Source organism: Saccharospirillum sp. HFRX-2, assembly GCF_043196805.1.
GTDB lineage: Bacteria > Pseudomonadota > Gammaproteobacteria > Pseudomonadales > Natronospirillaceae > Saccharospirillum.
On record NZ_JBEBMU010000006.1, the window covers coordinates 257,643 to 266,000 of the forward strand.

The following is an 8,358-nucleotide window of genomic DNA, read 5'->3' on the forward strand; positions in this document are numbered from 1 at the left end:
GAGCTTTACAGCCGACAACAAAAAACGGCCCGCTGGGCGGGCCGTCTGCTAAGACTCAATAAATAATATGGCTTAATAAAAACTAAGCGACGCGCTGAGCAGCTTGCTGCGATGGGAAGTTCACGTCGGCCCACAACTCCTCGACCAGGCTGTCGATGGAGGCATGCGGATAGCGCTGTAACCAGCTCACCAGAGCCGTGGCCACATCCGGGTAATTCACCCAGCGCGGCTCACCCTGGCGCAGGAACGCTTCAATGGCGCCGGTAGAAACCTTCGGCATCACCGAGCCCAGGTCCAGCGCCTGCAAAGCCGCAGCGTTGGACTGCTGCTCCATCTGGCCGCGCAGCGGTTTAACCAGAATGCGTTTGCTCATCGACAAAGCTTCACTGGCCAGTTCAAAGCCAGCGTTGCAGATCACGCTGCCGCATTCGGCCAGCGACGCCTGGAAACCATCGCGGCTGAAACCGCGCACCGTCACCTGACCGTACTGGCCCGGCTCAATATCGCCGCAGTGCATCACAAACCGCACCTGGCTGTTGACCTCATTGAGCAGCGCCAGCGTCGCTGCGCTGTTTTCGAACGGCAGATAAACCAGCGCTTTATCGAGCGAACCGGGTTTCGGTTCCGTGGTCGATTCAATGATCGGCGGCAGAATGGGTGCGCCGAAATGATGCCAGTGCACACCCAAACCCACGGTTACGGGTGCAAACCAGCGCATGATGGCTTCAGACACCACCGAATGCCCGGCCTTGGGAATATCGTGGTTAAAGGCGTACTGATGGCCGACGCCCACACAAGGCATACCCTGAGAGCGCGCCGCCCAGGCTACGACCGGTTCAAAATCGGTGACCACCAGGTCGTATTGGCTCAGCTCGAGCGAGCGAATATCGCGCCAGAGGCCTCGCATGGAGGTGTCGTTCATGGTGCGACGCAGATCAATACGACCATCACGAGTCGCGAAGGTCAGGCCTTTGAACACCCGAAAATCGCCGAAGGCGTCCATATCGAAAAAGCGCTCGCGCTCACGACCGGAAAACACCCAATCGACATCAACACCAGCATGCGCCAGCGCCTCGGCCATCACTCGGGCACGAGTGATATGACCATTACCAGTACCCTGAACGCCGTAGAGGATTTTCACAGTACAAACCCTCCCAGCGCCCAGAAGCCGACCAGCGAACCCAGGGTTGCGCCAACCAATGTATCGGTCGGGAAATGCACACCCAGGAAGATGCGTGACATGGCCACACAGCACGACCACAACAACAGCACCATCAGCAGCACCGGCAGCTGACTGGCCACCAGCACGGTAAACAGGAAGGCAGCCGAGGTATGGCCGGAAGGGAAACTGAATTTATCGGACGGAATGATAAAGCTGGTGAAATCGTCAATGGCTTCTTGTGGCCGGTTACGCCGGCAGGTGTTTTTCAGCACCCAGTAGATGCCGCGTTCCACCGCGAAAGCCACCACGGCCACCTTAACCAAGGCCATGCCGGACTCTGGCTGAGTCATGCCATAGACGGCAAAGAACAGCAGGTAGAGCCAGCCGTCGGCGGTACGTGATACCGCACGACTCAAAGCAGTGATACGCTCACGGCGACGACGCGCCATGCACCAATTGAACGTCAGGGTGTCAAGCTGTTGGATTCGGTGCAGCCATTTCATGAAGAAGCCTCCATCGTCATGGCGTCTATTATTCATTCGCCCGTGTCACCTTTCTGACTTTTTGATGAAGTTTTAATGACAATCCTGACCCTAACGAAAATCCGCTGCATCAACCAGCAGGCGGTTCGGCCGCTTTAAAGACCGAGGTTTCAAAGGCCGACTGCAAGCTCAGCACGCGCTGGCGCAATGCACCACGCGGATAAGCCTTGGCCGGAACAGCGCCCCAAACCGGGTTGGGCCAGGCCGCATCGGTTTGTTTGCGCACCACATGATGGATATGCAACTGCGACACCACATTGCCCAGCGCCGCTATGTTCATCTTGTCACCTTTAAAGGTGGCCATCAGGCGCTCAGCGACGAAGCTGCTTTCCCAGATCAATTGTTCCTGGTCGTCTTCGTCCAGCTGGTAAATCTCGCTGATACCCTCACGCTGAGGTACCAGTATCAACCAGGGGTAGTTGGCGTCTTTCATCAGCAGAATGCGATTCAGCATCAATTCGCCAACTTCGACGCAATCATTCTGCAAGCGGTGATCCAGTTCGAACATCGAGCCCTCCTTTGCCGCCATTGTACCGCAAAGGCACAGATGTATAAGTGGGCACTGGGTCTGCCTGCACGCAACCGATATAATGCCCCGGCACTTTCCCAGGAATGGCCTCTATGCCCGACGTTCAGTGGCACACCCAATGGCCCGAACACCTAGGCCAACACACCGACAACCCGTTCAGCCGCGCCAGCTTTTTACGCGCTCTGGAAAGCAGCGGCGTGTGCAGCATCGATGGAGGCTGGTCGCCACACCATCTGCACTGGCAAGATGAACAACAGGAGCTGGCGCTGCCCTGCTACGCCAAAACCCACTCCTGGGGCGAATACGTTTTCGACTGGGCCTGGGCGCACGCCTATGAACAACACGGCCTGCCCTACTACCCCAAACTGGTGTGCGCCATTCCCTATACACCGTCCATGGGACCACGAGCGAGCACGCCCTTGCATGCGCCATTAGTCACCGACCTCGCCCAGGCCATGCAACAAGAAGCACTGAACCAGGATTACAGCGGTTGCCATCTGCTGTTTCCCGATGACGCCACCGCCGACCTCTGGGCCAACCACACCGACTGGGTGGAACGGCGCGATGTTCAGTTCCACTGGCGCAACCAGAATTACCGCGATTTCGATGACTTCCTCGACCGCTTCGCCTCGCGCAAACGCAAAAACCTGCGCAAAGAACGCCGCTCCATTGCCGACCAAGGTCTGGAAATGCGCTGTTTCGAAGGCCGTGAAATCGATGCGGTCACCCTGCGACAGTTCTATATCTTCTACCACGCCACCTACTTAAAGCGCGGCCGCCAAGGTTATCTGACACTGGAATTCTTCGAGCAACTGCTCGCCGAGCAAGCCGAATCGCTGGTGCTCTTTATGGCGTTTCAGGGTGAGGAAGGCGTGGCGGCGGCGCTGTGCTTTCGCGATTCAACCACGCTCTACGGCCGCTACTGGGGTTGCCTGGACGAATTCAACAACCTGCATTTTGAGTGCTGCTATTACCAGGGCATCGACTACTGCATCCGCCACGGTCTGCAACGTTTCGACCCGGGCACCCAGGGCGAGCACAAAGTAGCGCGCGGTTTTGAGCCGCGCATTACCCGCTCCTTTCACTGGCTGGCGCGGCCGGAATTCCAGCAAGCGGTCGAACGCTTCTGCCTGGAAGAAGCCGAAATGGTCGAACGCTACCGCGAACAAATGACCGATGCCCTGCCGTTCAAACACACCGACTGACCTCTGCTAACCAATCTGGAGTTTTTATGCGTTATCTACACACCATGGTTCGCGTCAGCGACATCGACGCCTCCTTGCGCTTTTTCTGCGATGGCCTGGGCCTGGTCGAAATCAGCCGCAGTGAAAACGACAAAGGCCGTTTCACCCTGGTTTTTCTGGCCGCCCCGGAAGACCGCGAACGCGCCCTCGCCGACAAAGCGCCGATGGTGGAACTGACCTATAACTGGGACCCGGAACAATACACAGGCGGCCGTAACTTCGGTCACTTGGCCTATCGTGTCGATGACATCTACGCGACCTGCCAACACCTGCAAGACATGGGCGTTGCCATCCTGCGTCCACCACGCGACGGCCACATGGCCTTTGTGCGCAGCCCGGACAACATCTCCATCGAACTGTTGCAAGCCGGCGACGCCCTGCCCGCCGCCGAACCCTGGGCCTCCATGCCTAACCAGGGCGAGTGGTAACTCACCGCCCTCACCGCACACCACGCCTGACTACACCTCGGCCGCCGTTGGCTCTACAATGGCGGGCCGTTTTGCTTCATACCCAATCTGAATACAGCCAACAACGAGAATCTTCATGCGCGCAAGCCAGTATTTGATCGCCACCGTCAAGGAAACGCCCGCCGATGCCGTTATCGCCAGCCATCAACTGATGCTGCGCGCCGGCATGGTGCGTAAACTCGCCTCCGGCCTGTACACCTGGATGCCAACCGGCCTCAAAGTACTGCGCAAAATTGAACGCATCGTGCGCGAAGAAATGGACCGCGCCGGCGCCCAGGAAGTGTTGATGCCTTGCGTGCAACCGGCCGAGCTGTGGCAGGAAAGCGGCCGCTGGGACGATATGGGCCCGCTGATGATGAAAATGCAGGATCGCCACCAACGCGATTTTGTGTTCGGCCCGACGCACGAAGAAGTGATCACCGATCTGGCCCGTAACGAGTTGACCAGCTACAAACAACTGCCGGCCAACTTCTACCAAATTCAGACCAAATTCCGCGATGAATTCCGGCCGCGTTTCGGCGTGATGCGCGCCCGCGAATTCATTATGAAAGATGCCTACTCCTTCCATGTTTCGATGGCATCGCTGCAAGCCGAATACGACAACATGCATCGGGCTTACTGCCGTATTTTTGATCGGCTCGGCCTGAACTACCGCCCGGTGCTGGCCGACAGCGGCGCCATCGGCGGCGACAGCTCGCACGAATTCCAAGTGCTGGCTGAATCGGGTGAAGACTACATCGCCTATTCCGACAGCAGCGACTACGCCGCCAACATTGAACGCGCCGAAGCGGTGATGCCTGCGGGCGAACGCGCTGCGCCAAGCGAAGAACTGCGCCAGGTCGATACCCCGAACACCAAAACCATTGCCGCCTTGGTCGAAGGCTTTGGTCTGCCGATTGAGAAAACCATCAAAACGCTGATCGTCGAAGCCGAAGACGACGTGGACGGCGGTTTAGTCGCACTGCTGGTGCGTGGCGATCACGAACTGAACGAAATCAAAGCCGAGAAACTGCCGCAAGTGAAAGCACCGCTGACCATGGCAACAGAAGAACGCATTCGCGCTGTGGTCGGTGCAGGTCCCGGCTCATTGGGGCCGATTGGATTGCCGATGCCCATCGTCATCGACCGCGCCGTCAGTCTGATGAGCGACTTTGGTGCCGGTGCCAACAGCGACGACAAACACTGGTTTGGCATTAACTGGGAACGTGACTTGCCGCTGCCAGACATCGCCGACCTGCGCTCTGTGGTCGAAGGCGACCCGAGCCCAGACGGCAAAGGCACACTAAAAATTGCCAAGGGCATCGAAGTCGGCCACATCTTCCAATTGGGCGACAAATATTCCAAAGCGTTGAACGCCACCGTGCTCGACGAAAATGGCAAAGCGCAAACCATGCTGATGGGTTGTTACGGCATCGGCGTCAGCCGCATTGTCGCCGCGGCTATCGAACAGAACCACGACGACAACGGCATCATCTGGCCCGATGCGTTGGCTCCTTTCCAGGTGGGCATTGTGCCGCTGAATGCGCACAAATCACCGGAAGTGATGGAAGTGGCCGAACAACTGTACCGCGAACTGAGCGAAGCCGGCATCGAAGTACTGCTCGACGACCGCGACAAAAAAACCAGCCCCGGGGTGAAGTTCGCCGATATGGAATTAATCGGCATTCCGCATCGCATTGTAGTCAGTGACCGTGGTCTGGCCGAGGGTGAATTGGAATACAAAGCGCGCAGCGCCGCAGAGAAAGAAAACCTTAAGCTGGCCGACGCGGTAAGCTTTTTACAGCAACAGCTTCAAGCCTAAAAAAATACCGGGCCTCACGGCCCGGTTTTTTAACAACGTCCACTGGGATAACGAATTCCAAGCGTAATTGTTAATACAGATAAACAGCACCGGAATCGGTTAAATCGTTGTCATCTTCGAGGAAACTGTCTAAACCGCTAGAGTATCTTTCAGACAGGCGATCTTCGAAAGGTGCCCCTACCGCCAACGAGTTACCATCCGCACTTAACTCCATCGCCGCTCCGAATTGATCACCCGCATCAGGGAAGTTGGACGACTTAATGTACACAGCTTCTTCCCAAGTGTCGCTCCAGGGCTCATTAACGTTCCCAGCTATTCTTTTAAAAATATAGACAGCACCTGCTTCACTAACCGTGTCAACGTCCGACCCTAGTGATTGAATATTAATTCCATTGACAAGTTTGTTCTCATAAGGAGCAGAAACAGCAAGCCTATTACCATCCGCACTGAAACTGACTTGATGGCCAAACAGATGACCATCACCTGCAGTTGCGGGTGTAAAACGGATCATTTGTTTATCAGTCCCATTACTAACAAGATTAGTACCTGTCCAAACATTGCACGTGGAGCTCGCAGTACAACCAGTTCGCGATGTATCCAGAACAGACACATATACAGCTCCCGGGCGAACACTGCTACCGACCGCATAATCGCCTTCTGCTCCAATTGCTAATCTTGAACCAGCCGCATTAAAGCTAAGCGAATTACCAAATTTCAAATTAAACCGCCTATTGTCACCTTCGTTTAGTACTGGATTGATTAGTGCTGGTTGATCAGTCCAACTAAAAACCCCAGCATCGCGGACATACATATAAACATAACTTTGATAATTGGGTCCGTTACCATACTGTGTCGCGCCTACCGCCACTCTTTTAGTCGTTTCATCAATAGCGACACTGATGCCGAAGTTTCTCGGCGTACTCGTATTGCCGGCAATATCGGTTGTTTCTTTTCCAATCACAACAGCGTCTGCTCCCGCCGAACTACACCCTTTATCCAATATTCCATAAACCGTGAAAATAACAGCAGCGCCTCTAGTCACGTTCCCGACTTTACTCATAGGAGCCCCGGCCACTACCGTGGGTGCAAGAGATTCACTACCCACGCTGACACTGGTTCCTAGGCGGGCACGCTTACCGAGATTGTCGACTGCAGACAACATGCATGCTTGAGTCGACCACAGGCCATTATCTTTCCCGTACACAAATACAGCACCCCTATCATCGTTATACCCGGGCATACCGACCGCTAAGCGGGTACCCGCATCATTTAAACTCAGCGCAAAACCAAATTCGCCATTAACACCATCACCATCACCATCACCATCACCATCACTCGCCGGTGGCTGTTCAGGTGCCCCAATTATCCTTATAAGTTCCCAGCGACCATCCGAATTTCTTTCATAGAGATGGACCGCACCGGGTTTATCCGTACTGGCAAATTCATGTCTATCGGCACCAATCGCCATAACAGTGCCATTCTTGTTAATAGCGACACTGCGTCCGAAAAGCTGATTGTCTAGCGCTGCATTGGTAGAGGTAGATTTAAAATAGCCTATGCCGCTTAGCAGTTTGCCTTTGAACCCAAGATTTGTCGTATTAAGTTCAGTGCAGATGTCCGCCGAATTGCAACCGCTAAATGTATAAGCAGCATTGGTCCAGTTCTGGTCATACAGAGGAATAGTCATCTGATAGCTATGCTTATCTTTTGATATGACTTCACTTTCCCAAAAAAGCTCATCCCCTTTGTATGCAGAAATACGATAGTGGTCGCTGTTTTCAGCGGTATTCGGCCATTTAAAAAGGAGTATTTTCGGATCCTGCAATTGCACCGTAAAATCGTCCTGATCCTCGCAGAACTCAGTACCCTCCTCTCCAGCATAGAAATTACACACTGCACTGCAATAAGAAAGTGAGTTGTCCTCCTTGCAGCTATCAAGGCATTTATCCTGGTAGGGGTAATCGCCACATTCCTGTATTTTATTGCAAAAATCTAAATTGGCATTATCTGGATCAGCGCAAATTGCTTCACAAAATGAATAATTGGCACCATTAGTAAGTTCACAAATCAAATAGCAAGTATCTTGTTCCCAATTAGTCTTGCAACTTTCAGTACAGGGGCGCTGTTCTCCAGAGCCATCATCGCAGGAACCCAGACATTTGGGTTGAATCGGATTATTAATACAGTTTTCGATTTCACCGCAGAAATCTAGCTGTGGATTGTTATTACATAGGCTTTCACAAAACTGATAGCCGTTCTCAACGTTACAGATTTCATCACAATAATCGTGCGTTGAATCTGATTGGCATGCCGCCACACACTCGCCGTGGTTAAAATTTGTCTCCGTACATTCTACCGGTTCGTCACAGTAATTGTGCGTTACTGTGCCATCGGTGCAGACATCATCACAGGAAAATTCTCCGCCGGTTTGATTGTTTTCACACAACTGGGCACAGATGTTCTGAGCCGGGTTAGCCTTACAGGATTCCTGCTGGCACGCCACTGAGGGGTCGCCCGGCGGACAGGTTTCTACCGGTTCGTCACAGTATTCGTGCGTTACTGTGCCATCAGTACAGACATCATCACAGGAAAATTCTCCGCCGGTCTGATTGT

The 8,358-nt window shown here is 54.1% G+C and carries 7 protein-coding genes; 3 read left to right on the forward strand and 4 right to left on the reverse strand.

Translation table 11 applies throughout. The annotated features are described in order from the left end of the window. Positions 1-82 precede the first annotated feature (82 nt). The 3 genes from ABMA60_RS14065 to ABMA60_RS14075 all read right to left on the reverse strand — a co-directional run bounded on the left by ABMA60_RS14065 (position 83) and on the right by ABMA60_RS14075 (position 2,212). Positions 83-1,141 carry an MJ1255/VC2487 family glycosyltransferase gene (locus ABMA60_RS14065; protein WP_392804176.1) on the reverse strand — a complete coding sequence of 353 codons (1,059 nt, stop codon included), beginning with the start codon at positions 1,139-1,141 and terminating at the stop codon, positions 83-85. Beyond that, positions 1,138-1,665: a phosphatase PAP2 family protein gene (locus ABMA60_RS14070; RefSeq protein WP_392804178.1), complete on the reverse strand. Its 528-nt coding sequence runs from the start codon at positions 1,663-1,665 to the stop codon at positions 1,138-1,140. Before ABMA60_RS14070 ends, ABMA60_RS14065 begins: the two co-directional genes overlap by 4 nt. A 109-nt stretch (positions 1,666-1,774) precedes the next feature. Further along, positions 1,775-2,212 (reverse strand): HIT domain-containing protein, encoded by a 438-nt coding sequence (locus ABMA60_RS14075; RefSeq protein WP_392804180.1) that lies wholly within the window; start codon positions 2,210-2,212, stop codon positions 1,775-1,777. Positions 2,213-2,325: 113 nt separating this feature from the next. On the opposite strand from ABMA60_RS14075, the gene ABMA60_RS14080 reads away from it, so the two are divergent. The 3 genes from ABMA60_RS14080 to ABMA60_RS14090 all read left to right on the forward strand — a co-directional run bounded on the left by ABMA60_RS14080 (position 2,326) and on the right by ABMA60_RS14090 (position 5,745). After that, complete coding sequence (locus tag ABMA60_RS14080; RefSeq protein WP_392804183.1) at positions 2,326-3,438, forward strand: GNAT family N-acetyltransferase; 1,113 nt, start codon at positions 2,326-2,328, stop codon at positions 3,436-3,438. A 26-nt stretch (positions 3,439-3,464) separates the two neighbouring features. After that, the gene (locus tag ABMA60_RS14085; protein ID WP_392804185.1) at positions 3,465-3,905 is read left to right on the forward strand and encodes a VOC family protein; all 441 of its coding nucleotides are present in this window, start codon (positions 3,465-3,467) and stop codon (positions 3,903-3,905) included. A 115-nt stretch (positions 3,906-4,020) separates the two neighbouring features. Further along, entirely contained in the window at positions 4,021-5,745 is a 1,725-nt protein-coding gene (locus ABMA60_RS14090) for a proline--tRNA ligase (protein WP_392804187.1), read from the forward strand. A gap of 70 nt (positions 5,746-5,815) precedes the next feature. Here ABMA60_RS14090 and ABMA60_RS14095 read toward each other — a convergent pair. After that, positions 5,816-8,358 (reverse strand): hypothetical protein (locus tag ABMA60_RS14095; protein ID WP_392804189.1); only part of this gene is annotated, 2,543 nt, incomplete at its 5' end.